Source organism: Sphingomonas sp. CFBP 13733, from assembly GCF_014841795.1.
GTDB classification, from domain to species: Bacteria; Pseudomonadota; Alphaproteobacteria; order Sphingomonadales; family Sphingomonadaceae; genus Sphingomonas; species Sphingomonas aerolata.
The window spans coordinates 12481-38866 of record NZ_JACYUP010000012.1 but is presented as its reverse complement, the minus strand read 5'-3'; the positions used below and the strand labels follow the sequence as shown (position 1 = coordinate 38866).

Below are 26386 nucleotides of genomic sequence, written 5' to 3'. Positions count from 1 at the left end.
CGAGAGGATGAAAACATGATCGAGTATGAGCACGATGGCATGACCGTTGCGTCGCTCCATGACGAACACACTGGCAGCTTCCAATATGTTGTCAGCGACGACACCACGAAGACGGCTGCGATCATCGACCCGGTCCTGGATTTTGATCCGCGCGCCGGTGCGACCGCGACCCGCAACGCCGATCTGATCCTCGATTATGTGCGTGAGAAGGGGCTGACCGTCGAATGGGTGCTCGACACCCACCCACACGCCGATCATTTTTCAGCCGTTCCGTACCTCGCCGGCAAGACCGGTGGCAAAACCGCGATCGGCAACAAGGTCATGGAAGTGCAGAAGCTATGGCGGGACATCTACTGCCTGCCCGATCTCGCCATCGACGGCAGCCAGTGGGACCGGTTGTTTGCGGATGGCGAGCGTTTCCGGATCGGCACGCTCGATGCTCATGTCATGCTGTCGCCGGGCCATACGCTCGCTTCGATCACTTATGTCGCCGGTGACGCCGCGTTCGTTCACGACACGCTGATGGTTCCCGATAGCGGCACAAGCAGAGCAGACTTCCCGGGTGGTGATGCTCATGCGCTGTGGCGCTCGATTCGCGCCATCTTCAATCTGCCACCCGAAACCGCAACCTATGTTGGGCATGACTATGGCAAGGATGGCAGGGACGCACTTGGTCGCTCGACCGTCGCCGATCAGCGTCGCGACAACATCCATGTTCACGATGGCATCGACGAAGCCGAGTTCGTCGCTACCCGCGAGAAACGCGACGCATCGCTCCCACTACCCGACCTGATGCTTGCCGCGCTTCAGGTGAACATACGTGGCGGCCGACTGCCAGATGCCGACGAATGTGGGACCGCGTTTCTCAAGGTGCCACTGAACCGGTTTGGACCTGCTGCTTCATAGCTCAGTCCGCGCTGTTTCAAGTGTCACAACCGAACGGTTGTGACACCGGCTTAAAGGCAGCCTTCAACCATCGCGATCCCGAAAGCGGCCTGTCGCCTAACCACCAATTATTGCCGTTCAGCGGTCAGATGTGTGGAAAACCCGGTCGCAAATACGACTGTGCGACAAACGGGTGATTTCGGACGCTTGCAATGGGCTGACGGCGCTGGCGTATATCTGGGTCCGTTCTATGTACCGGCGCCATTTCGGAAAACGTTTTGGGAACGGTTTTTGGGAAAGCGGGCTTGCAGCGGTGGGCGTTCGCTTGACCATGTTGCCCGCCGTTCCGTGTCGGCCCCCAACCAATACAATTTAAGGCGGGGCGTCACGCCCTGAAACAATGTCGTCGTATATCAGCACATAGACAAAAAGGTGTCTTGTATACTAATCGATCACGTTTGTAAGTTTGTCGCTCCCCGGCGAATAGCCTTATGTAAAATGTGGGAAAGCTGCTCCAGGGAGTAGGGCTTATGCAAAAGCTCGAACCCATGCGCACCGTTTTCTGCAAGAACATGGCTGTAGCCGCTCGTAAGAATTATCGGTAGATCCGGGTAGTGACGTCGAACGCGCTCTGCCAATTCAACGCCGCTTACTCCGGGCATGACTACATCAGTGAATAAGACATCAAACTTTTCAGCGTCCTTTTCCAATTCAGCGAGGGCCTTTTCTGCGTCCCGGGCGAGGACGCTGGCATAGCCCAAGTCCTGCAACGCGCTGGTCGCAAAGTCTCCGACGTCAGCATTGTCTTCGACGATGAGTACGCAGATGCCGCGTCCGTCTATGCTCTCCTCAGCCAACGGCTCGTCCTGTCTTCCGGCGTCTGTCAGCATCCGTGGAAGATAGAGTGTGAAGGTACTTCCCTTTCCAAACTCACTCTCCACCCTGATATCGCCGCCGGACTGCTTGGCAAAACCGATGACCTGGCTCAGACCAAGTCCCGTGCCGTGCCCGGCCCCCTTGGTCGTGAAGAAGGGTTCAAAGATACGGTTGAGATTCTCTTGAGCAATACCGGTCCCTTCATCCGTCACCGCCACAGCGACGAAGTCGCCAGCAACCGCCTCATGCGCTCGACGTGCAGGCAAACCTGAAACGGCGCCTAAAGCGATTGTAAGCACTCCCTCGCCATTCATGGCGTCACGCGCGTTAATCGCGAGATTAACGATCGCGGTGTCGAACTGGCTTCGGTCAGCCTTGACCAGCAACGGCTCTTTTGGGGATTTCAATTCTAATTCAATACGCCCCCCCGCTAGAGTCCGTACCATCGTGGCCACGTCCAGAATACTCTGACCTACGTCAAACAGCTCTGGCATCAGCGCCTGGCGGCGCGCAAAGGCCAGCAACTGACCCGTCAGCTTCGCGGCCCGATCAGCAGTATCGCCGATTGCGGCGATATATCGGTCGCGCCGTTCGGCCGTAAGGTTCGGACGCCGCAGCAGATCGACCGACCCCCGTATCACGGTGAGGAGGTTGTTGAAGTCGTGAGCAACCCCACCAGTAAGTTGCCCGATCGCTTCCATCTTCTGTGCTTGGCGCAGGGCATCCTCAGCCAGCTTCAGTGCTTCGGCCTGCTCCTTCTCGCCTGATATGTCGCGGGCGACGGCATGGATTAAACCTTCACCGGGCACGGCGGTCCATGACAGCCAGTGATAAGTGCCGTCCTTACGTCGATATCGGTTTTCAAACCGCATGGTGGTCCGCCCTTCGGACAGCTTTTCCACTTCATGCAGCGTGGTTGCTACATCTTCCGGGTGGACGAGATCGATAAAGCGCCTCTCGACCAATTCACTTTCGGCCCAGCCAAGAAGGGTCGTCCACGCAGGATTCACGGCTGTGACCGTCGCGTCAAACCGAGTGACCAACATCAGGTCCGTCGAAAGCAGCCACATACGGTTACGATCGGCCGTGCGTTCGGCCACCTGCGCTTCAAGAGACTCGTTTAGCTCGCGAAGCCGCAACTCGTCAGCCTTGCGCGACGTGATGTCGACAGCCGTGCCGATCATGCGATAACATGTGCCCTCGGCATCGAACAAACCACGGCCTTTTGCGGCCACCCACCTAACGACGCCGTCTTCCCTGCCGATCGTTCGATATTCGACATCGTAAAGAGGACGATTCCGGGGGTCGGAGGCTGCTTCGTAAGCTGCAAGGGTCTTTTCCCGATCATCCGGATGCACGCCGTTGGAATAGTCTGCCAGCGTCACCGGAACATCGGGCGAAATACCGAACATCGCTTTCACTCGCGGTGGCCAGAACATAATTCCGGTGTCGGTATCGACATGCCACTGCCCGATCTCCGCAACCTCAAGTGCGAGACGAAGTCGCTCTTCGTTGAGTGCCAGCTTGTCTTCTGCCTCTCGACGCTCGTCGATGTCGATGACTGAGCCGACATGACCAAGAAAGCTTCCGTCATCGGCGAAGCGCGGCGCGGCAGCGTCAATTGCCCACCGATACACGCCATCGGCACGGCGCAGCCGATACTCGACGCGAAACGGACCTTGAACGGCGACCGCAGCAAGGAAAGTGTCCTCGGCTAGCTTCTGGTCATCCGGATGAGTCGCTGCCGTCCAGCCCAGACCGAGCGCTTCTTCCTCGGTTTGCCCCGTAAACTCATACCAACGCTTATTGAGATAGCTGCAGTAGCCATCTGGCTCTGTAACCCACATCATGACCGGGGCATGGTCGGCCATATTCCGAAACCGGGTTTCCGCTTCGTGCTCGCTGGCATGGCCGGAACCGCTTAAGGGCATCGTCTGGTCTGCCTCGGACTGTTTCGACATTGAGCCTGGAGTTCCTTGCACAACGGCAAGGGGCATACCTTCCGTTATCTTATCAGCGCGCTACGGGCATTGCCGTGCGACAGGCGAAAACGATCCGCCGCATCGAAAACTAGCCCGTTCCCGGCGAGCATCCAATGTCGAGAATGCACAATCGCCATGCCACAATCAACGATCGCGACAAGAAATGTCGCCTGCGATCTGGCTCTAATGGAACGATACTCCTGTAAACGACGTTCACGCACGCGTGGAGCCTTCCGGCCTTCGCTGGAGGTAGCTTTGAAACAACGTGACGACTGGCATCTAACTGACGTACTGGATTACGAGCATGGCCGAGGCGACCCCTTTGCGGCAGCCGTTCGCGCTACACGGATGCCGATGGTCATCACCGACCCGGCCCGCGATGATAACCCGATCGTGTTTTGCAACGTTGCGTTTCAGGAGTTGACGGGTTATTCCCGTGACGAGATCCTCGGACGAAACTGCCGCTTTCTACAAGGCCCCGAAACCGACCCTGCGACAATCGATAAAGTCCGCGAAGCCATCAGGGTCGGGCAAGCCGTTGACGTCGATCTGCTGAATTATCGCAAGGACGGAACGACGTTCTGGAACGCGCTGTATCTGTCGCCAGTCAGGGATAACGAGGGGATCGTCCGCTTTTTCTTCGCATCACAGCTTGACGTTAGCGATCGTGTCGAGGCTCAAAATATTATCAATGATCAGAAGCTGCTGGTCGAACGCGAGGTCGAGCGTCGTACCGCCGATCTGCGCGCCGCGCTGGATGCCAAGACCATCCTTCTTCATGAGGTCGATCATCGGGTTAAAAACAACCTTACGATGATCGGATCGCTGTTGCGCCTTCAGGTTCGCACTATCGACGATCCTTCCGTGGCATCGAAGCTGGATTCCATGCTCGAACGTGTCGATGCCCTCGCGGTGGTCCATCGCCAGCTCTACCAATCCTCCGACATCGCACGGTTCGATATAGGTAGCTTCGCGCAAAGCCTGGTATCGGATGTGGTCGGGTCAAGTGGTCGTAGCGACATCACGTTGGACGTTAAGGCTCAGCCTCTGTTCGTGGATGCAGCCAATGCATCCGCGCTCGGGCTGATCCTCAACGAGATTCTAACGAATGCCGTCAAGCACGCCTTCACAGATGGCCGCTCGGGTCACCTCAGTCTCGTTGTCGAAGGAGGTAACGACTATGGGACCATCCAAATATGCGATGACGGCCCGGGCATGCCTTCAGCCGCCCGCAGCAAGAGCATTGGCACGTCGCTGATTACTCGTCTTGCGCGCCAAGCTCGCGCGGAGGCTACTTGGCGCAACAATATGCCTGGAACATGCGTGACGATCACGTTTCCTCAGACCGAAGCGCGATCATGACCAATACAATGCAAGTTTTGATTGTTGAGGACGAAATGCTCCTCGCAATGGATATGGAGGCGATGGTCGAGGATAGTGGACATCGCGTTCTGGCTGAGGCGGCCAGCCTCCATGACGTTGAGGCGCTACCCGACGATCTCAATCCGCAGCTCGCGTTTGTTGATATTCATCTAGCGCATGGCTCGAGCGGCCTAGACGTGTGTCGTTACATACGGACGCACTGGCCGGACGCGCTGATCGTTTTCGTCACGGCCAACGTCTCGAAGATACCGGCGGATTTCTCCGGTGCGCATGGAGTGATTGCCAAACCTTTCTCCCATGCAGGTGTCGTTAATGCCATCAACTACTTGGCGAAAGGTGTGTTTGCACCACCGCCTAGCATGCCGCGGCCAGCGAGCCTCATTCCATCACCCAGCCTCGAAGGCCGGTGGGCGAGGACGGTAGCGTAGAAGCCTTATCGACGCCGACTAGGATGGCACATCGCCACCATACCACTATCTGAGAAATACGAACCTTAGTAACGGCCCCACCAACAGGCGGCATCCGCTAACGCCACATGCACTTCCAATAACGGACGGGCTGCCTTCCTCCCCCGTTATCGTCATTTGGCGATCAGATGTGTGAAAAACCCGGTCGTAAATATCGTTGTGCGACAAACTGGTGATTTCAGACGGCAGCCTCCCGACCGTCGCAAAACGCCGTCGCCAACCCCTACTGGCGTTTATCGTGTATTTTGCGCCGCCTAATAGGCGTTTGGGCCGCTTGCGTGTCGGCTTCTGAAAGCAAATATGACACCTGCATCTCCAATTCTCTGGCTGCATATTGAGAAACCGGGGCTTATCAACCTACACATCATCTATTGGCTGAAGATTTCGCGATGAGCCGGGCACGGATGCCGGCGATCGTGTCCTCGGCACCGCGCGCTGCCAAGCGGAGTGGATCCGGCACGGTCGCTCGGGAAATAGTGAAGGTTCCCGATGACGATCGTGCGGCGAGAGCCAAATCTCGCTGAGCGACCCGCCCGATAGGCGTCAAGACACCAGGCGTTCAGCCATGATAGCGATCATAGCTGCATTCAGCGTCAGCCTATTACCGCTGTTCTTCTCAATCACCAGATAGCTTTGCCTGCGCCTAAGTGGATCAAGTCCGTTCCAGCGACGCAGGCATTCGCCTAGCGTTGCCTTCCAAGGCTGATGGATGGTTTCGATCAGTTCGGCGCGATTGTCTGGATCGGTGATGGGCATGCCGCCGCCATAGTCCAGTCTGCTGAACGCTCTGCTAACGCTGCCGCGCACTTCTGCATCTCGTAGATCGGCGTTGTCAGCAACCGCGAACGCACGTGTGTTGCGAGAGGTGTAGCAGCTGCCGTTATCGGTCAACCACTTGATTGGCTCGGGCACGCGGTTCAGACCGCACATGCCTCTTAACCGCCTGTAAAGCATATGCTAACCATAGGCTCAAACGATGCTAAAACACTATTGGCCTATGACTTCTAGGGGAGGCAGACGAGAAGGCCGATCGGGTATGACATACGTTCCTCCAACGATCAGTATGCCCCGTCATGTGAAGCCCACTGCAACCGTTGCAAGCGTCGTGTTATGCCTGGCTCTCGCCGGGATCCTTGCGATCTTGCTTGCCGGACTCTCAATGAATTCCGATGCAATGAACACGCAAAGGCAGCTAATTGACAATGCTGTCAGCCAAGACGTGGTGGAAGCCTTAAACGAAATTCAGAGTATCGCATTTTGGGACGTCGCAGCCGAGAAGACCACGACATCGGTTATGGATGTTGACTGGTTTAACAATGAAATCGGTCAATATCTCAGCAAGGTGAACGGACACGATGCCGTCTGGATACTCGATCAGGATAACAAGCCAGTCTACGGTTACGAAGGCGGTCGGCAGCTTCCCCCCTCTTCGCTTCGACCTTACGGCGGCGAATTAGCAGAACTGGTCAGGATCGTGCGCAGCGGCAAAGAGGACGGTCGCCGAATACGCGACGCGAACATTGAGACACATCGTGGAGCGTACCCTGGCTCCCTCGGCAGCAACTCGCGTGGCCGTTGGAGTTCGCATATCATCGGGGATGCCGGCGAGGCTGTGATACTAACGGTCATGACGATCGTGCCAGTCACTGAACGTGTGGTCTTGCGGCAGCGGCCGCATTTGATCGTCAGCGCCGTCAAAATCAATGAGCAGCGCATTCAGACCTATGCCGACACGTTGCTGATCAACGGGCTTCATGTAAGACCGCTAACGTCCTCGCATAAATATTCGGGCACATATATTTTAACAGATGATAAGGGCCAACCGATCGTCCAACTTGTATGGGCCTCCCGCCGCCCAGGCCGGATCCTCTTACAATACGTCTTGCCGCTCTTCGTCATCGTTACCGCGATCGCCGCATTTCTGCTAGTCGCAACATTCCGCCGAATGCAGAAAATGACAATCTCGCTGATTGACAAAGAGCGAGAGGCCAGTTTCCTTGCCAACTTTGATCCGCTATCTTCGCTTCCCAATCGTCGTCTCTTCATGCAACACTTCAACAAATTGCTTGCTTCCCACCTGATTGACTCAAATCCCGCAATGGTAGCATTTTGCGACATCGATAACTTCAAGACCGTCAATGACACATGGGGCCACGAGGTCGGCGATGTTCTCATCAAGACCGTCGCCAAACGATTGCGAAATGGTTTCCCGGACAGTGTTCTCGTCTCGCGCTTCGGCGGCGACGAGTTTGCTCTGGTGCATGCGGAAAAGTGGCTATCGGTAGAGGACTTTGGAAATCGCATACAACGCGCTTTCGCAGAGCCTTTCGATCTCGCAGGAAAGCCGTCACGCATTGGCGTATCGGTCGGTATTGCGATTGCGCCAGATCACGGCCGCGGAAGCAGCGAGTTGCTGCGCAACGCTGATATTGGCCTATACGAGGCCAAGGACGGCGGCCGCGCGCGTTGCGCAGTGTATCACCGCGGCATGCACGACCAGATCGTTGTGCGGAAGGAACGTGAAACGCGGATTCAGGATGCGCTTGAAGCCAGCCGCTTCGAACTCCACTACCAACCCATCGTCGATATCCGCAGCGCCTGCGTCTGCGGCATGGAAGCCCTGCTGCGCTGGCCGGCGGACGATGCGGCAGCGATGCCGCCAGCAGAATTCATCCCGATAGCCGAGCGAGCGGGACTGATGCCCATACTTGGGGACTGGATCATCTCACAGGCCTTCCGTGATTCCCTGCGGTGGCCGGGGCTATGGGTTTCTATCAACCTGTCACCGCTGCAGATCAGCACCGCTGGCCTGATCAACACCCTTAGTCGCGAACTACGCATAAGCGGCGCTGACCCTGCGCGCATAATGTTCGAGATAACGGAGGGTCTCCTTCTGAATTCAACTGCCGATACCCGGAAAACCTTTGACGCCATTCGAGCTATGGGCTTCAAGATCAGTCTCGACGACTTTGGAACGGGCTATTCAAGCCTGAGCTACCTCCAAGACTTTACCTTCGACAAACTTAAGATAGACCGCAGCTTCATCTGCGACGGCAAGCTGCAGGACCCGCGCTCTGCTTCCTTGGTGAAGGCCGTCATCGACGTTGGCCGTGCACTCGGCATCGAAGTGGTGGCCGAAGGCGTCGAGTACCTTAGCGAAGCGCGGATTCTTCAGGCGCTCGGTTGCTATCAGTTCCAGGGGTGGCTCTACGGACGAGCGCTTCCACCTATCAAAGCAACTGACCATGTACGAGAATTGAACACACTTGTATCCCAGGGGTTCACCGTCGATCCGGTAGCGTCGCTGCGCGTGGCGAAATAGCAATTCGTATCTCACAAATCTTGCTCTCGCGACTGGTGGCAGGTGCGATGTTGACGGGATCGGTCTCGACCACGTCATCAGCCCAGCTTCCCACATCACGAATTGACGTCGACGAACCAAGGGACATCATCGTGACCGCACAGCGTCGATCGGAGCGTCAAATAGACGTACCGGCCGCGATCACTTCCTTGTCCGGAAAAGGCTTCGACGCAGCGGATTTGGGTGATACCAAGGCAGTTATACGGTTCACGCCCGGTTTTTCCGGCTTCGCAGAGAACAACTTCGTCGACGGCATCGCCATTCGCGGCATCGTTTCAAACGACTACGGGCTTGGTGGCGACCCCTCGATTGGAATTTTTCGAGACGGCGTTCACCAAGGTCGGACAGGTTCGGTGATCACCACCGCCTATGATTTAGAACGCGTTGAGGCGCTACGCGGGCCGCAGGTGTTCCTGTTCGGTCGCAATGCGATTTCCGGAGCTCTGGCAATCGTCACCAAGGCGCCCGAACCGGACGCGGCCGAAGGCTACGTGACGATCCGTGCGGGCACTAGGCACCGCTTTGAGGTTCAGGGGGCTTACAACGCCGCTTTAGGCGATGGTTGGGCGCTTCGCGCGGCCGTTGATCGGGAAACCGAGAGAGGATCGTCACAAAATGCGAGCTTCCCCAATGCGAAACAATTGGGATCCCGCGACGTGGCCGCAACTCGTGTATCACTGCTTCATCGGGGCAATGACACGACGGTACGGCTTACGGGTGAATATGACGACCGCGAACTTGGCGGCACACCGCATCGCGCTAGGATCAACGATGCGGCGGTGATTGACCTGCTACGCGAACTGAATCCACAACTGGAGATCCGGGGCGGTCGGCGGGACGTCGACAGTGATCTATCGAAGCTGCGTGACCACAGCCGTGTCGGATCGCTAACCCTACGGATCGATCACGATGCAGGCTCGGTGACGCTTGCCTCGCTGACCGGACTACGTGCTCATCGCTATCGGTATCTTGAGGACTACGACGGCACACCCTTGGTCATCGATTCGTTCGGCGTCAGACAGCACGGCGACTATGCCAGTCAGGAGTTCACCGCCGTCTCGACGGGCAAAGGTCCGCTGCAATGGGCGGCAGGCATTTCGGCTTACCATGAGCGCGTGAAAGGCAGTTATACCAACGGCATATCGGAGAAGATCGTCTGCGGCCCAGGCTATGGATATCCGGACTGCAACCAGTTGGTGGCGGACATCTATGGCAGCGATCGGGTCTTTGTACCTGCGGCGGACGGCATTCTGACCGACGTGAACCGCGCCAAAGCGGCCAACTGGGGTATCTCGGCCTACGGGGCGGTGGATTGGAAGGCCAGCCCGGATTTCACAATCGGAGCAGGTGCTCGCTACACGTGGGATCACAAGCGGTTCGATCTCGACGTGCCGCAAGTCGCGAGCACGTTGGGAAATGTTTGGCTCTCGACCTACTACACTGGCGGTTACGTCCGGGCGGCACAGGCTTGGGACGGCGTTTCGCCGCGCGTCTACGCACGTTGGGCCCCAAACCATGACTGGACGATCTATCTAAGCGCTACCAAGGCCATGAAGGCGGGAGGGTTTGGAACGTTCAGCCTCGTCGCCTCCGAACCGCTTGATGATTACGATCTCGTTCCCGCCGGCACAAAGCCCGATGACTATGGTAAGGAAACGGTCCGCAGCGTTGAGCTGGGCGTGAAAGGCCGACTTCCTGACGGTCGCGGCACCGCCGCCATTACGGCTTTTCACTACATCTACAACGACCTGCAGGCCAACGTCTTCGATCCGGTGCTCCGCAGTACGCAGGTCATCAATATCGGTAGGGTCCGGGGCACCGGCATTGAGGCGGAGGCGGCGCTGCGGTTTGGCCGTCACGTCAGTCTGGCGCTCACCGGCGCCTGGACGCGTACGGTTAAGACCGGAGATCGCGGCTGCACGCTTTCCGACTGCGGTGGTCTAGGCAATCCTACGCTAACCACGAGCGCGATTTTGCGCCTACAAACGCCACTTCGAAACGGCGAATTGTACGTGCAGAGCGAGGCGTTCTACGCCAGCCGCGCACGGGGCTCGTTCGACGACCGGGGCTTTGGGCGGGTGCCTGTCTGCGCCCGAGGCGACGTGCGGCTGGGATATGCCGGTAATGCAGAATGGAGTTTGGAAAGCTACGTCCGCAACGTGACGAACTCGCTGTGCTACGCCGGTGCCGACAACGGCGGAGGGATCTCGCCAGCCACTCTGTGGGGCCCGATCCTTGCGCGCACCGCGGGACTAGCACTTACGCGACGCTTCTAGGTCCTGTTCTTCCCGTCCCGTATCCCGTGCTCCAGAAGGAATGGGATCTTCTCTAGTCCGCATTGCTTAGTTGATAACGGATGATTGAGCGCGCCTGCGTGGTCGCAGGCTTTCGAACCGCGATGGAGGTCAGGCTCGGCCTGCGCCGATCAATTATACCAGACGTTCGGCTCCACATAGCTTCCCATCCCTCTCTCGAGATCGATCGCCACAGGCGCCAGCCCGCCCGCGATAGGGTAGTTCCCGGACCGTTCGTAAAGCTGACCCGACCACGCCTCCCAAAAACCGACCGGTTTCTCGATGACCATGGATTTGCGGCAAAGACTGACCATGCGCCCCCCCGCCCTCTCATGACTTCGCAACCATGGATCGTAGAGCCGACCATCCTCCCGCCGCAATATTGCGTAGTCCGCGATATCCATATCGAGATGCTGCTCAAGCATGGTCGGCCGCACTGGGAGAAACGGCTTGCCCAGGCCCTTGCTCTCTACAAGGTTGCGCATCGCACCGAGCACCACGCGGGCCAACCCACGATTACGATGTGCGTCCGGTACGGAAACAGAGAGGCCCACCACCATGTTCGGTGCACAGCTAGTCGTTTCGGCAGCGCACTGAAGCGCCCAATCCCAGCCACGCTCCGGCAAGTTAGACGGATCGTCGTAAAACATCGGGATGAGGTTGCCAGTTGCCACAACATAGTCACGATCACGATCGATGACGGCAATTTGATATTCCGGATATCGCTCCATCAGATCAAAGTAATGAACGAACGGCTCTGAGAAGTTTAAAAATCCCATACGGGACCAGACAGCTTTCTCTATTTCATCAGCCGCATTCGCTACCTTATCCGATTCGGCGAACGTCGTTATTAGAAGGTTATCCATAATCTAGTATCATCCCTTACGGCCCCGCATGCTTGCCCCATAGATGGTTAAAGTCTGATTAAGAATACTTGATGGCATAGATAAATGAAAGCCATTGGCGGCTATGGTTCATCCACCGCATTCCTACGCTCCCGTAAGTACAACCAAATCTAAAGCATTCCAAAGGTATAGGCCGTCAGTACCGACATAAATACGCCGGAGCACAAATGATAAAACCGGTTTTCCTGATATGACTGCACGTGTTCCGACTGAGGATCGGCAACCAGCGGATCGGCCAGTGGCCGTTACAATTAGCAATTGTTCTGCCGCGATATTGCGTTACCACGGGGTGGACCCGGAGAAGTTCGCCGTCGTGCGAGCAGTTCCGCGTACGAATGCGATCGAGATAAGCGAGGTGCGTCTTGTTGACGGTCACCTATCGCTAACGATTCTGCTGCCGATGCCGTACGGCTCGAGACGCATGACTGTTATTACGGGTAAGAACGCCAGCATATCCCTTCCGGGCATGGAGTTGTCGCCTGAAGTCGCTGCTGCGGCCGTCGGACGCCCCGTAGGACGTCTCTCTGGTCATCCTGCATTTGAAAACCTTACGGAAGTCGTCGTGACCGAAGTCTTGCAAGTCGTCGAGGTCGGACAGCGCCCGACTACGATTCTGCGCTTTGACGATCAGGTCAAACTACTAAACGCCGCAGATATCGCAACGCGGTCATATAATTAGATGCCCCGCACTAATACAGGAGTGCCGATCAGCGCTGTTTGGTATACCAGCCCCTGTAAAGCTTCGACGCAGACTCAATGGCTTCGCAAAGATCTACCAGGGTTCCACTTTCGGCGTCGACTCACAGGTCTCAGAGGCCACTGTCATAATGTCTGCTACGGGATGGGCTATTTATGAGCATTGATAGCCGAAATACGGGCGCGTACGCCCGCAATTCGAGGTGAACAAACGGCCACTCGCGCAATCTGAGCGTCCCTAAAGCGGTCGGGCCTTAATTCTTCCCATGATCGTCATACCCTAGTCAAATGTGTGGAAAGCCCGGTCGTAATGACAACTGTGCAACAACAGGTGATTTCGGACGGCAGCCTCCCGATCGCCGCAAAACGCCGTCGCCAACCCCGATTGGCGAATATCGTGGATTTTCCGACACTGCATGGCGGACAGTCGGCGCTCAAAAGCGGCCGGGCAGATGTACGCCCAGGGTCAGACGCTGGGGTTGGAGATCCGCTATCTGAAAGCAGCCATTCGGCAACCCAAACGCCGCATCAGTGCCCCGGCAGCAGGCGCTCCACTTTCAGCAGGCAAGTCGTGCAGCGTATGTCGCTGCTACTGGTGGGGTAAAATACATGGCGAACGGTAGTGGCAGCCGCGCAAACTCGGTTGGCGGCGAGCGCTGGCCACTCTTCTAGGGGCGTACCTTTCCAATGGACGAACTGACGACTGCCACAGCCAGCTTTGACTTCCCAAGCGAACGCAATAGCAAAGAGCAACCGGCGTATGGCGTGTATGCTCTGCTCGTCTGGCGACGCTGTCGAGCTACGCTTCGAGCTGAGCGGCTGAACGTGCGATAATAGTCCAGCAGCGCCTCGTCCCAAGGCAGTTAGCGCTTTTCGGTCAGGTTCATTGATCGGCTCGTCGTCGAGCCTGCGCGCCCCGATGCAGCCGCCCTAGGCCGCGCGGTCTTCGGGCGCTTGCCGCCGCCCGCACCGGAAGAACCGGATCATCAAGGGCACAGCCTCGGACCCCAAGAACTGGTCTACGTTGACCTTCTTATGTCGTTCACAGCCACAGATCAGATATGCCCTTTTGATAACAAGGGACTGCATGAGTCGGATTTAGAATGTCAATCGCCGACTTAGTGAAAGAGCGGCAAATCCAATAAAAACCGCTTTTATCGAGTCGCATTCAACATCTGCGACATGTCTCATCACACGATCAAGGAATCCCCTTTCTTCGCCAAGGTCTCTCTCAGCTAGATATTCGGTTGTCCATTTTCTGAATTGGCGACAATTGGTCGTAATAGGCCTAAGGTAGCTAATATTATCGTGACGCGAATCTTTAGCAATCCGATCCATCACAGCCTGCACTGCGGCAGCGTCTCCCTCCAGCGCTTGTATGAAGCGGGCACCGTCAGATAGGAGAAGACCAGTAATATCTTCAGAACGGTTTCTGGCATCAGCGAGGTCGCGAAGGTCGGCCAAATCACCTGACGTAAAGTTCTGCTTGGCTCTGCTGATATAAATAATGATCTGCATAGAGCCCTCGGATCGTATCGCACTAAGTCATGTCGATCGAAATGACTCCGCTCGCTGACACATTCTCGGTTTTTTCTGGTTAAGAAATAGTTAAGGGCTGACAAGTGAATCCTTAGGAGGATAGTGTCCGTCGGTCGGGTTAAGTAACCGGATCCAAATACCGCTGGCAGCGTGAGTGCCTGCCAAGCAGCGACAGCCATTTCTCTAAACGCGGCCTTCCAAGTAGCGCTGGCCTCTTTCCATGGCGCCCGATCCTCGAGCCGCTCTATCCGGCTGCCTGACATATAGGCTGCGACGTGTTCGATCATCGCGTCCTCATCATTGCTCGTGCATAGGCGACACCGTCCCGTCACATCGACTCCTTACAAGCCTGTTCCTGATAGGTGCCGTGGCAAATGCATCATCAAACACGACTCATAATCAATCTGGCGGTCCAGGTTCTGTGAGCCACGCTCAGTGAGACTGTCAGCGGTCGCGTGGACACGCCAGCGGTGCGCCTAGCCCTGCGGTGCCTCTGGCATCATTGCCCCGAGCGCTGGCCGCTCGTCATGTTCTGGGAGGGTGCGTAGCAAGATAACGAGATCGGCCAGAGCCAGAGTGTGACGGCCTCCCTCACCGGGATTGTGCGACATCTGCGACCATCCGAAGCGTATTTCGAGATCAGCAATTTGCAGTAGATGCCCAAGTGCCTTTAATAACATCGACTGCAGCGGCAATGCGGTGCCAATCCTTTACGGCGATGGGGTCGCCGATGGCAGCGACCATCTGATCGACGATATAACCTGGTGTATGTTCGCCGTGTTCTGCAAGGATGGCGCCCGCCTGTATCCAGGCATCTCGATTACTTATGGGGGCTGACCGGGCCATCAAATGTCGAGGTTTCGGCGCTCGACTTCGGGGCGAGAGCTCTCGCTGGCCTGTAACGCCATCGCGATGATGTACTCGATGACCGGCTCCGGAATGGCGTTAGCCACATCGAGCCCAAATTGGTCAAGATACGACCACGCGACCCATCCCGAGTAGACAGTGAGCCCCGGTATATCGAGCGAAACAAACCGTCCGACCGTAACTCTGTATTCCGAGCGAAGCTTGAACCCCAGAGTTGACACGTTTTGAATGATAGCCGGATGCTCATCTGCAAGAGTGTGATGAGCACGGCTGGAAGACTCATCGCCGTTCGGTTCGAATACCGACGATCAAGCCGGTCTTTGCCGGCACTAGCCACAGGGCCGCGATGGGTGTTCATGGGGCCGTCGTCCGTCAGCACGCCTAAAACTCCGTTAAATCATAGCATTTTAGACTTTCGATTTAACGTGATGCAAAGGCCCGCCGCGCCTTCGCAATTCTCTTTATGACACACTTGCTATGGCAGTATGGCCAGTGCGCTTAGCCCCGTGGTCGAGTTGCGTTTAAGGTTGGCCAACCGGCCCGACGATAATGCCGCTGCCATCGTCAGTGACCGCGGCATGTATCTGGGCTATGTCAGCGCCGAGCGCGCGCTGCTGATCGGCAAGCGGATGAAGGAAAGCCAAACAGTCGCCGTTTTTCAGGCAATGCACGGAAGCGGAGCCTACATCCGGATCCGCTTCGCAGGTCGCGTTCCTACCCAACCCCGTCCCCGATGTTCCGAAACGCCCGCCACCCCGCTTGGCTCGGCCTGCGGATCGACCGGTGTACGATTCCCCCGCGCGTTCTATCCAGATGAGGATAGGGCCGGTGTTTGGGGCTTAGTTCATTCGGTAGAAAGGAACTTTGTTCGCTCGGTAGAAAGGGGTCGGGTTCTACCTCCTTTGCCATGCAAGGCATTGATCGAATTATGGAGCAAACTTTCGAAGCTGGTCGGGTCGCGGGCCAGACTATCGACGGCAAACTATCTGACTGCCCGCACGAAGAACGGCTTGCCCCGAACCTAAGAAATGTCTGGATTTCCGGATTTCTGTGCAGCAGGACTGGGCGAGCATACCGCAAGCGACTGCGCCTAAACTAAAAGCCTTGCAGCGCTGGCACTTCGGAACGACTGCCTGCAGTTGTAAGGCCGACATCTCCAACGCGAGGGGTGGCCGCGATTGCGCCAGCCCCAGTTCCTAAAGCAGCAGTAGTTTTGATAAATTTGGCACCTATGTCCCCGCTCCGACTATATGGTCGAGGTGGGTCAAACAGTTCTGAAGTTTTGATCAACCAAAAACTGGTTTGTATTTGCAGGACAGCACCCGTATTAACGCCCGGCCAATCGATAGAGACCTATCGAAAGTCTCACCCCTTCCCTGGGCGACTGAAAGCGGCCTTTTTCTGTGCGTTGGCTATGTCGCAAGCGCTTCACCCCGACGAGGATGGGCCCGAGTGGGGCGCTTGCCTAATCACTGTCCGCTGCTGACGGGCCAAGGCGCATCTGGAGAGCAACTGATCGGGCGACGCTTACGCCGCTTCGATGTCGAGTTTGAGAGCAAGGCCGGGCCCATCGAACAGCCCGCCCCCTCGTCTGCTGAGACGTTCAGAACTTCAGGCCTCGAGGTGCGCAGCATACTGGTTCTCCCGTAGGCAATCAGCGGCCAGTGGCAGCGGATCGTTCCGAGCACTAAGCCACGACATGACGATCCGCGGCGAACCTGACAGCCCCATCTCGATGAGGAGAGGTGGAGTGGTCAAAGCCGCACGTTCGTGCTTTGACACGGAAAACGCCGCACTAGCTTAGTTGCGGTAACGCTCAGGCCGCTTCAGCAAACTCGTCAGTATACCATCGCTGATGGCCCCTGCGCCGCAACCCATTGCTGAACATGACGCCGATTTTGAGGCGGTTTCAGGCAAGCATCATTGAAAATGAAGCGAATTACGGCTCCACGCCTGAAGCACGAGTTCGATTCCCGCAGGGGTCGTCTTGAGCCGGTCTTTTTGCAGGGAAAGTTTTGCCCAAAGCCTACGGGAGCGGTTTCCGTAGCATCGTCTGTGACGGAAAAAGCACGATTTTCCCGAAAATCGACATTATGAAGGTCATAGCTGGATTTTGCGATAGAGCGGTTTGCGTGTCGCCATGGCCCCCGTTATCCTTTCGTTAAGGACAAACTCGAGGAAACCAACATGAAGCGTCTACTCATCTCGACCATGGCATTCGCATCCGCCTTCGCGATGGCCCCAGCGGCTCATGCAGTTGACTTCACCCCGAACGATCCGGAATTCACCGTTCGAGGCGATATCAACGATGGTACCGTTTCGGCAGATTTTGGCCGTTCGGGCATCGCGGCCGGCACCTTCCAGGATACCTTCAACTTCATTATCGATCAGACCGGTCTGGCTAGCGGCACGCTGAGCACGAACACCACGCGGCTGACAAGCTCGACCGATCTCGACATCCTGTCGGTGTTCATCAACGGCTTCGCAGCCACGAAGACCATTGTCGGCAACGCCGAGTTCTTCGAGCTCAACGACGTCTCGATCGCATCGGGTGTGCCGAACCAGATCGTCGTGAACGGCACGTCGCGTGGCAACGGCTCCTATGCCGGCACCGCGACCTTCGAGCCGACGGCAGCAGTTCCCGAGGCTGGTACCTGGGCAATCATGCTGTTCGGTATCGGCGGGATTGGCGCATCGATGCGCGTTCGTCGTCGCCAGGCGAAGATCGCATTCGCCTAAGCCTATTTCACAGCTGGTCCCAGTGGCCATCTGTGTGAAGGCAGCCGTCAACCTCTCGAGGTTGGCGGCTGTTTTTGTTTAACCGCCGGCGCAATGGGTTTGCCGAAGAGTCCATGTGGCGCGGTGGGCGCTGTCGATCGATAATTGGGCAAGCGGGATGGCCCATACTGCGCCCAACAGCTCAAACCCCGAGATCGCGAACGCGCCTGAATGGACGCCGTCAGGTACCGAGCACACGTCATGGTATCGGCATCCATCGATCTACAGCCACGCAGAGCCACGTACGCGGCTGGGACTGGTAATGACCACCGGTGTGCGCCATTTTGGGGTCATGATGTTCAAGCGTGGGCGGAGAACTATAACATGAGTCTACGCTTGGAGCATGTTACCAAACTCGCACATAGCAAGGAAGGCCTGAGGGCTGCTTACGCCGCGGGTGTCGATCATCAGCGCAATGGTTGGCTGAGATATCCACCATGCAAATGGGACCATCCAGCAATTCTCGCTTTTGATGAAAGCGGAACTTGCGTTGGCGGTATCAATTGGGGCGAGGACCATGATGATCGAACGCTCACAATCACGTTTGCCTGGGGTTCGCCTACTGCTCCTGCAGCCTTTGCTGCCGTACTTTCGCGGTTCCGGAAGGTTCACCTAAACGGGTGGTTTACCGAAATCCACTTCACGATATCAACACATAACGAAGCCATGCGAAAGGCCGTAAAAGTGCTTGGGCTTGTTCCTCGGGCCTTTACTTTTGAGATGCCGGTAAAGGACATGACCAGGTCTTGATAGAAAAAATGCCCGGCTGGGAAGCCGGGCATTTTCGAGCTTAGCCGTTATCAGGCTTTGCGTTATTCTAATATCGCATATTGGATATATTATGTTAAAGACAAAGGTATAAGTCAGTAGCCTCTGTAAGCCTCACCACTGTTTCAGCGACGCATTGCGCTATCCCCTGCAAAATGCGCCAGTAAAAGATGATAGCTACTTATGCTGTTGACACTATTAAGCCCTGATGGGCTTACCGATAGGCCAGTAGCGCATGTGAACCCCCCGAGTTGAAAGTGTTTGTCTTTCGACAAGGGGACTTATGCAGGAACTCTATTTCGTAATTGTAATTCCATACGGTGAAAGGCGCATTAACCGCGACTGGCAGGTTTTTTTGACTCTCTGCTCGAGTGGTGATGTATCAAAGTCCCCGTAGCCGTCCGCATAAGCGGACCGTGCTGAGAGTAGGGGCAGACCACCCTCATCTTTACGCTAGAAGCGACGTTCCAGGCGATTGGCCTACGATATGGATGCCGGTCAGAACCTCCGCCTCGCCCTCACCTAGTTGCGACCCGAGTGTGCAATCGCCTGAGGACCAATGGCCACAAGCTTGGAATTCGCTGCATTTAGCAGGCGTCTCGCCGGCACTTTGGCGCTTACTGAGTAAGCCCTACTTTGCCGCTTCTTCGGCACCACGGTCCGCTTGCTCTTTGACGCTGCGGATGTTGCCCGGCCGCGGATAACTTCGCGCGTTTTCCAAATGCCCGTGGCGGGGCGGGTCGTAGAGTTGCCGAGTGCCATCCTGGCAGGAGTGCTGTTGACACGCACGGTGTTGTAGTCCGCCTGCCATGCCTCGCTGATTCGTCCCGCCGTCGCCAGCGAGCAGGTGTTCGCTCAAACCCCCGGCGCGCAAAAGAGAATTGGACAATTTCACGAATTCGTTCGTCGGTAGGTCAGTAATGCGCAGGAGGCTCTATATCTATGATGAGATCCAGAAGTTCACGGCGTACTTGATCAAGTTCGAGTGCCCCCTGGAGGTCTCCGCGCTCAATCTTGGCATCGACTTCGCGCTGGGCGACGAACGCAGCATCCACCCCGTACCGACTAACCATAGTGTGGGCCGCAGAGTGCGCCACAGGGAAGTTCGATCGGTGGGAGGCATTCATGCTGCACCTCATTGATAATCATCATCAATGCACAAGCGCTCGACGAATTTCTTCAAGACGATTGTTGATAAAACCTTATGGTAAAGAAGGTGTTAATGGCCACACGCGCTAGTTCGATCAAGCGAAAGCGCCCCGCGTGGCTGTGCGAAAAAACATGGCGAGGCGCTAAAAAGGTACGCGGTACTGAAGGCCATAGCCTCGGTTTTTGGCTACACGCTTGATAGTTGAATATTCGTAAAGCACCCCGCCCGCTTGTGTGACACGCTTGATGTCGCGAGCGGGATGCCGAGCTCTCACTGTCTTGGGTCAGCGGGCTCTTAGGTCTGCCTCGCAGAGAGCCGTCTACGTCGCAAGCGCATTTTAGAATTGCAATCTCGCGGTGATACAGGCCGTTTTTAACTCGAGCAAGAATTGCCACGTTGCTGCCTGCGCAGACCTGCCCGCCCCAAACGCCGATCCGTGGGTCTGAACAGTCTGCTCTACAGCTCCGGCAGGCGGACTGAGCGTTTCCGCGGTACAGCCAGAACGGCTGTTTCCCAAGTCGACGCAAAAACAGACAGCCGATGTCTTCGTGCATTATCGATAACCGGCTCACGGCACGTGATGCTGTTGTCAGAACCCTAGATGTGTTCGCATAAATTCAGCGAAGCGAGGGGAAACGCCATAGCCGACTGAGGTTGCCAGTATGATAGCAATTGGGAGGCCCCAGACGACCGCAAGTACGCTGTACAGAATTATCATCTGAGAAAGATGGCAGAATTATCGTCTGTGACTAGCCCTAGTTCCGTTCCAAAAGCCTAAAGTGTCTCGAACTTGACCAATGTCTACGACCTGCAAGCGTTTAGGTGCGGAGCATCCAAAGCCGGCACGTCTGGTCTCGGTCGATCCTGACACCGAAAACTTAAGCCGCTCTAGCTTGGCCCAAGTTACAAGACAGCAGGCCCAAACCGGTTCAAAGGCACTTTGAGAAACGCCGTCCCACATTCGTCGGCATCTGGCAGTCGGCCGCCACGTATGTTCACCTGAAGCGCGGTGAGCATCAGGTCGGGTAGTGGGAGCGATGCGTCGCGTTTCTCACGGGTTGCGACCAACTCGGCTTCGTCGATGCCATCGTGAACATGGATGTTGTCGCGACGCTGACGTCCGAAATCCACTTCTTTTACGACACGAAACAAGCCACCATTGGCCTTGAATGTTTAAACGCTCCGTCGCGATACTTAGCGAAGCCGGAACGGAAACGGGGAGTGCTAGCCTCCCCGTTTCGCTTATGCCTCCTCGGTGACCTTCGTTGCTCGAGGTTTGCGGGGAGGCTTGGGGGAATCAGCAGTAGCCTTTTCGGCTGTCTGACCAGGCTTACGCCCCAAACCTATCAACTTTGCCATGGTCCGCCGTGCTTCCGAGTACGAAGGTGCAACCATGGGATAATCAGCCTTCAGGTTGTAGCGTGCTCGATATTCCTCAGGCGTAAGGCCATTGCTCGCCAGATGGCGGCGTAATGTCCTGTATGGCTTGCCGTCGATCAAAGAAATGATGTGATCGGGCGACGCCAGCGACTTACGCACCGTGACAGCAGGCTCATAAGCTTGAGCAGCTTCTTCCGGGGCTACTGAAGTAGCTGCGCCTGACAGTTGAGCGACAGCGGCATGCATTGACCGCAGAAATGCAGGTACATCCTCCGCATTTGTGCGGGTGTTAGGATTGGCCAACCACGCAGCGGTCAGTTCAGCGGCCAACTCGACCGCATTGATATCATCGTTCATTATAATCTCTGAATCTTTGTGGGGATGCATGCAAATAGGTTATATCGCTCCGATTATCAAGTTAAATAGATATGTAACGAGGAGGTGATCCGCTGAGAGCTTAAGAAATTACCGTTTAATGGTCCATCTTGGGACGCTCCGCATATAACGAGGCACGATCTGCGCGTCGTTTGGTGCCGTGATTACAGCATATCATTTAGGATAAGCGACGCAGCACAGCCTATTCGCGATAGCGTTGTGCTCTTCCGACAGACTGCTTGATGCGACCGGATCAGGTCTTCGCTGGTGCGGTCCAGCTGATCCGGGCTAGAGTGCCGATTAGCGTCAAGCGAGGTACCTTAAACGTCCGACAGACAGACGCCTTACTAGCCTCACCGTCCAGTGCGGCTGTAATCCGTTCGAGGGTTTCGGTATCGATCGTCAGCGGGTGGCCATTTTGGCGTCCGCGACGCTTTGCCGCAGCAAGCCCAACCATTTCGCGCTCGCGCGTCAGCGCGCGGTCATACTGTGATGATGCATCGATATTAACTTATATTAAAGTGATACTATAGACCGCCTATTTGTCTTTCGCTAGTCTAGCTTAATATGGAGATAACCGGAATCAAAGTTGGCTACCTCTTGTAACTCTGCGACATTATGCAGCGTCAAGGTACGCTTCCGAAACTCCATTAACCCTTCATCGCGAAGCCGCCTAAGCATTCGGTTGACGTGAACCGGCGTAAGTCCAAGGGCATTGCCCAGTTGTTGCTGCGTAAGTGGCACAACGCAGGTCGAACCGCTCACGAGACCTAGACATGAGAGACGGGTATGCAGCTCGCACATCAGATGTGCGATGCGTCGATATGAATCCCGGTGGGCGATATTGACTAACCACGACCGCAGCACTGCCGCATCAACAAGAGTCGTCTGCCAGAAGGCTCGCGCCACATTGGGGCGATCAAGCAGTAGGGCTATCAGACGTTCGCGCCTTGCAGTGCCGATTGTCACCGGCGTTAGAGCGACTACGCCGTGATCCAACCGCCTTAGAAGCGTCGTTTCGCCGTTGCAGAAATCACCAGGCATCAGAAACGCTGTGGTTTGCCGCGATCCATCCACTAAGGTCACGCATTGGGCTGCCCATCCGTCGATCAAGACATGCAAATGCTCGGGTTGTTCACCTTCACGTAGAATATTTCCGCCTTTTTTAAAATGATGCGTGTCGCTGAAAAGCGCGAGCAGGCCTGATCGGTCATCGTCCGATAGGGCGGTAACCCGTTCCAGCTTGGTCATTAATTGGTCCATGCTTGCTGCAGATCTTAATCCAAGGCAACAAGCAAGCTGATTATTGGGCTTGAAATCAGCAGCTTGATAGCTGAAGGCCACTACCGCGGTCATCAGCGTTAGGCGATAACCTCTAACGGCATCGGCTTCCTCGATAGCGGAGCATCTGCCTCCCTCTGCATTATTGTCACCACGCGGTCAGATATGTAGAAAAGCGGTCGCAGTTACGGCTGCGCGACAAACGTGTGCTTTATGCCAGCAAGCTCCCTGCAGGCGCGGGCCTTCGTCAAATCACAAACCTGATGGGGGATACCTCGTCACGGTTTTCAAAGGTCGTCACTGCGGTGATGAAAAAGCCGGAAACTACCAAGCACGCGGCTGCCCACCGACCCGCTTAGCTGCGGCTGATTCTATTTCGTTTAAGTCGGCTTGCGTCAGAGCGCCGGTTGCGAGCATCTTTCGCATCAACTCGTCCAATAGGGCCGCAAGAAAGTGTATTTCACGTCGTTCTGAGCCCGTGTCTTCGCCCTCAGTATTCACTTCCATGCGCCGTTCCTTGGTTCGCCGTTCACTTTAGACACGGCCATTAACGTCCGCCAGGCGAGCATGTTGCACACCCCGCGTCATAAATCCGGACATCCGTTTTCGTCGCGGAAGGATCTACGTCACTCAAAACGACGGACATAAATACTTGGTTTAGGAGTGTATCTGAGATGTTCGACCTGTCGTCACTGACTGGTGCACGACAGAGGGATATCCTCCGACGACAGCCTCTGATCGTCTCAAGACGCGATCGCCGATCTGCCTGTGACGACTTACGCGTTTCTTCCGACAGGGCGTTCGATCATGTTTGCATCCTCCCGGATCATCAGCCGTCCGCTCGCGCCCGCGCAAACAGTCGTTTAAAGTCACTTGTCTCGATCGCTCCCATCGCCAGCATACGTCCGGCAAGATAGCCCGGGGTGCCGCTCAGACCGATCGAATAGGCCTCTTGGCCGTTTGCACGCAGGCGCGCGGCGACGACTTCTGCATGTAAAGCAAGCCACGTCGTCGCGCGCTGCCAGTCCCCTCCAGCACTGGTAACGACGTCTCGCAGCATGTGGTCGTCGATTATACGACTGTCGGTCATCAGCTGGCGATGAATGGCCGGATAGATCCCCTGTTCGGCACAGGCGAGCGCGATGCTCGCAGCACGTTCGGACGGTGGACCGAAGATTGGCCAGTCCTTATAGATGACCCTAACCTTGCTATCGCGTTCCACCGCCTCTTCCAAAGCGTGGAAGGCATGACGGCAGGCGGGGCAGCGGTAATCGGTGAAAACGGCAAGCCGGAGCGTCGCANTTTCCACTGGTCAGGATCAGGTCGGCGGTCGGCCCAACATCCCGACCGATTGGAGCCGTGCGACGCAGCACCTGCCCGACTGCCCAGCCAGCCACCACGACAGCCCCAAGCCCTACCGCCTGCCTCCGGTTAAGTGGCTCTTGCATGTTCAGCGCGTCCAAGTCTGGCCGAAAGCTGCTGAGACAAGATGGCGTAAAGTCTGCAGATCGATCGCCTCGGCCACCATCTGCATGCCGACAATCAGCGATCGTGGCGCGTTCAAGTCAGCGCCGCCTGTGATTGAAAAACACAGCTGTCCCGAAAATAGACATCATTCGGCTAACAGCCAATTTCAGCAATATATCGGTTTGTGAGTCGTCATGACCTCCATTATACCTTTGTTAGGCATAAAGTGAAGGAGGCCGTCATGAAACGTCTACTTTGTTCGACTATGGCATTCGTATCCGCGTTCGCGATGGCCCCAGCGGCTCATGCAATTGATTACACTCCGGGCGACCCAGAGTTCACGGTCAGCGGTGATATCACGAATGGTACCGTTTCGGCAGATTTCGGCCGTTCGGGTATCGGGATAGGCGCATTCCAAGATACCTTCAATTTCGTCATCGATCAGGCCGGTCTGGCTAGCGGTACGTTGAGCACGAACACCACGCGGCTGACGAGCTCTACCGACCTCGACATCCTATCAGTGTTTATCAATGGCTTCGCAGCGACGAAGACCATTGTGGGCAATGCTGAATTTTTCGAGATCAACAACCTGGCTATTGCTTCGGGTGCTCCGAATCAGATCGTTGTAAACGGTATGTCGCGTGGCAATGGGTCCTATGCCGGCACAGCAACCTTTGAGCCTTCGGCAGTTCCCGAGGCAGGTACCTGGGCGATCATGTTGTTCGGTATTGGCGGGATCGGTGCATCGATGCGTGTTCGCCGTCGCCAGGCAAAGGTCGCATACGCCTAAGAACATTTGATAGATGGTCCCAGTGTCCATCTATCTTAAAACACCCGCCAGCCTTTCGAGGTTGGAGGGTGTTTTTATTTGAGATTTAGCAAGCTCGGGTCCGCGCAATGAACGCCGTTGATCGATAAGTTTTAAAGCGAGTCAGTCGGTACTTCGCTCAGCGGTAAAAGACCCTAGATCGCAAACGCGTCTTAATGATCGATACGTGTTATTGAACAAAAAGTCTTGTATCGGCATACATCGGTTTACGACCACACACCGCCACCATCCTCGGTCTTGCACGAAGCGCGAGGCAGATCGGACTTCTCAGATCAATAAGTTATCCAGCCTACTGCCACCCTCAAGGCGAAGCTCACCTGCTGCGGCCTATCGCCTCTTGCGATGGTGTTCGGTTGATTTCGAAAGTGATTACCGTCGATCGGATTATCAATCTGATCGCGCTGCCCGATGGAAGCGCGCCCATGGCGCCTATACGTTTAGCGCCATTAGGGTCAGGACCTATTGATGTAAAAGGCGCGATCTGACTCATGCTAAGTGAGGAGAGCGTGGATAAGGGACCTGTACTGGCTGACAGATACGCAGATGGCGCGTCTGCAACCGTTCTTTATTAAGAGCATAGCAAGCCTCGGGTCGACAATCGTCGGGTGCTTGGCGGCCGTAATTATGACGCCGATTGGCTCAGGGTCGCCCTGGAAGCCAAGGGCATCCAACTCTACATCCCGGACCGCAGATCGCGCAACGAGCCAATCAGATACGACAAGTGCCGCTACCGGTGTCGCAACCGCATCGAGACCTTGTTCGGCCGTCTGATGATTTGGCGCCGAGTGGCCAATCGCTACGGCCGCTGCCCGACCGCTTTGTTCTCTACTATCACGCTCGCGGCTACCGTCATCTTCTTGCTATGACCAATGGGTCCTCACCCTAAGCAAGACCGCCCAATCGCAAACCAATTCGCTTGTTGTTGACGCGAATCCAATATGGCCGGTCTTCCGCGATGCCTGCCGGCTTGCGTCACAAATTCAGATCTCTATTGACGCGAGATCGGGCGCAATCATGGACCGCGAACTTACCTTGCATTAACCGGGCAGTGCATAGGTTCGCGTATGAAATTCCCGCCAAACCGGATGTTGGTCCCTGCGCAG

Annotated in this window: 16 protein-coding genes and 2 pseudogenes; 10 read left to right on the top strand and 8 right to left on the bottom strand. The window is 56.1% G+C overall.

Features of this window, described 5'->3' with window-relative positions; genetic code table 11:
- Positions 1 to 15 precede the first annotated feature (15 nt).
- A complete protein-coding gene (locus IFT71_RS19925) occupies positions 16 to 906 on the top strand; it encodes an MBL fold metallo-hydrolase (protein ID WP_192143152.1) in 891 nt (296 codons plus the stop codon).
- A 431-nt stretch (positions 907 to 1337) separates the two neighbouring features.
- On the opposite strand, the gene IFT71_RS19920 is transcribed toward IFT71_RS19925, so the two are convergent.
- Complete coding sequence (locus IFT71_RS19920; RefSeq protein WP_192143150.1) at positions 1338 to 3722, bottom strand: hybrid sensor histidine kinase/response regulator; 2385 nt, start codon at positions 3720 to 3722, stop codon at positions 1338 to 1340.
- 276 nt (positions 3723 to 3998) lie between these two features.
- On the opposite strand from IFT71_RS19920, the gene IFT71_RS19915 reads away from it, so the two are divergent.
- Entirely contained in the window at positions 3999 to 5105 is a 1107-nt protein-coding gene (locus tag IFT71_RS19915) for a histidine kinase dimerization/phosphoacceptor domain -containing protein (protein ID WP_192003758.1), read from the top strand.
- The gene (locus tag IFT71_RS19910) at positions 5102 to 5554 is read left to right on the top strand and encodes a response regulator (RefSeq protein WP_192143148.1); all 453 of its coding nucleotides are present in this window, start codon (positions 5102 to 5104) and stop codon (positions 5552 to 5554) included. The genes IFT71_RS19915 and IFT71_RS19910 overlap by 4 nt, the downstream gene beginning before the upstream one ends.
- A 582-nt stretch (positions 5555 to 6136) precedes the next feature.
- Here IFT71_RS19910 and IFT71_RS19905 read toward each other — a convergent pair.
- Positions 6137 to 6523, bottom strand: a complete 387-nt coding sequence (locus tag IFT71_RS19905) for a hypothetical protein (RefSeq protein WP_192143146.1) — start codon at positions 6521 to 6523, stop codon at positions 6137 to 6139.
- Between the two features lie 229 nt (positions 6524 to 6752).
- Here IFT71_RS19905 and IFT71_RS19900 point away from each other — a divergent pair, with 229 nt between their 5' ends.
- Both IFT71_RS19900 and IFT71_RS19895 read left to right on the top strand, forming a co-directional pair.
- Entirely contained in the window at positions 6753 to 8915 is a 2163-nt protein-coding gene (locus IFT71_RS19900; RefSeq protein ID WP_192143144.1) for a bifunctional diguanylate cyclase/phosphodiesterase, read from the top strand.
- A 131-nt stretch (positions 8916 to 9046) separates the two neighbouring features.
- Positions 9047 to 11230: a TonB-dependent receptor gene (locus tag IFT71_RS19895; RefSeq protein WP_192143142.1), complete on the top strand. Its 2184-nt coding sequence runs from the start codon at positions 9047 to 9049 to the stop codon at positions 11228 to 11230.
- 149 nt (positions 11231 to 11379) lie between these two features.
- Here IFT71_RS19895 and IFT71_RS19890 read toward each other — a convergent pair whose 3' ends face one another.
- On the bottom strand, positions 11380 to 12114 hold the full coding sequence (locus IFT71_RS19890) for a hypothetical protein (RefSeq protein WP_081874116.1): 735 nt from the start codon (positions 12112 to 12114) through the stop codon (positions 11380 to 11382).
- A gap of 277 nt (positions 12115 to 12391) precedes the next feature.
- On the opposite strand from IFT71_RS19890, the gene IFT71_RS19885 reads away from it, so the two are divergent.
- The gene (locus IFT71_RS19885; protein WP_156360315.1) at positions 12392 to 12832 is read left to right on the top strand and encodes a hypothetical protein; all 441 of its coding nucleotides are present in this window, start codon (positions 12392 to 12394) and stop codon (positions 12830 to 12832) included.
- A 1115-nt stretch (positions 12833 to 13947) separates the two neighbouring features.
- Here IFT71_RS19885 and IFT71_RS19880 read toward each other — a convergent pair.
- Positions 13948 to 14367: a BLUF domain-containing protein gene (locus IFT71_RS19880; protein WP_081874117.1), complete on the bottom strand. Its 420-nt coding sequence runs from the start codon at positions 14365 to 14367 to the stop codon at positions 13948 to 13950.
- Positions 14368 to 15740: 1373 nt separating this feature from the next.
- Here IFT71_RS19880 and IFT71_RS19875 point away from each other — a divergent pair.
- On the top strand, positions 15741 to 16280 hold the full coding sequence (locus IFT71_RS19875) for a hypothetical protein (protein ID WP_192143140.1): 540 nt from the start codon (positions 15741 to 15743) through the stop codon (positions 16278 to 16280).
- A gap of 1162 nt (positions 16281 to 17442) precedes the next feature.
- A complete protein-coding gene (locus tag IFT71_RS19870) occupies positions 17443 to 17994 on the top strand; it encodes an FxDxF family PEP-CTERM protein (RefSeq protein ID WP_159513506.1) in 552 nt (183 codons plus the stop codon).
- A gap of 2860 nt (positions 17995 to 20854) precedes the next feature.
- On the opposite strand, the gene IFT71_RS19865 is transcribed toward IFT71_RS19870, so the two are convergent.
- The 4 genes and pseudogenes from IFT71_RS19865 to IFT71_RS19850 all read right to left on the bottom strand — a co-directional run.
- Positions 20855 to 21103, bottom strand: a complete 249-nt coding sequence (locus IFT71_RS19865) for a hypothetical protein (protein ID WP_244655075.1) — start codon at positions 21101 to 21103, stop codon at positions 20855 to 20857.
- Between the two features lie 90 nt (positions 21104 to 21193).
- On the bottom strand, positions 21194 to 21688 hold the full coding sequence (locus IFT71_RS19860) for a MucR family transcriptional regulator (protein WP_192143138.1): 495 nt from the start codon (positions 21686 to 21688) through the stop codon (positions 21194 to 21196).
- Between the two features lie 570 nt (positions 21689 to 22258).
- Positions 22259 to 23062, bottom strand: coding sequence for a Crp/Fnr family transcriptional regulator (locus IFT71_RS19855; RefSeq protein ID WP_192143136.1), 804 nt, complete (start codon positions 23060 to 23062; stop codon positions 22259 to 22261).
- Positions 23063 to 23816: 754 nt separating this feature from the next.
- Positions 23817 to 24288, bottom strand: a pseudogene (locus tag IFT71_RS19850) (DsbA family protein); the annotation flags it as partial.
- Positions 24289 to 24695: 407 nt separating this feature from the next.
- Between IFT71_RS19850 and IFT71_RS19845 the strand changes: the two are divergent.
- Both IFT71_RS19845 and IFT71_RS19840 read left to right on the top strand, forming a co-directional pair.
- Positions 24696 to 25244, top strand: a complete 549-nt coding sequence (locus tag IFT71_RS19845) for an FxDxF family PEP-CTERM protein (protein WP_192143134.1) — start codon at positions 24696 to 24698, stop codon at positions 25242 to 25244.
- A 644-nt stretch (positions 25245 to 25888) separates the two neighbouring features.
- Positions 25889 to 26149 (top strand): annotated as a pseudogene (locus tag IFT71_RS19840) (transposase); the annotation flags it as partial.
- Positions 26150 to 26386 lie beyond the last annotated feature (237 nt).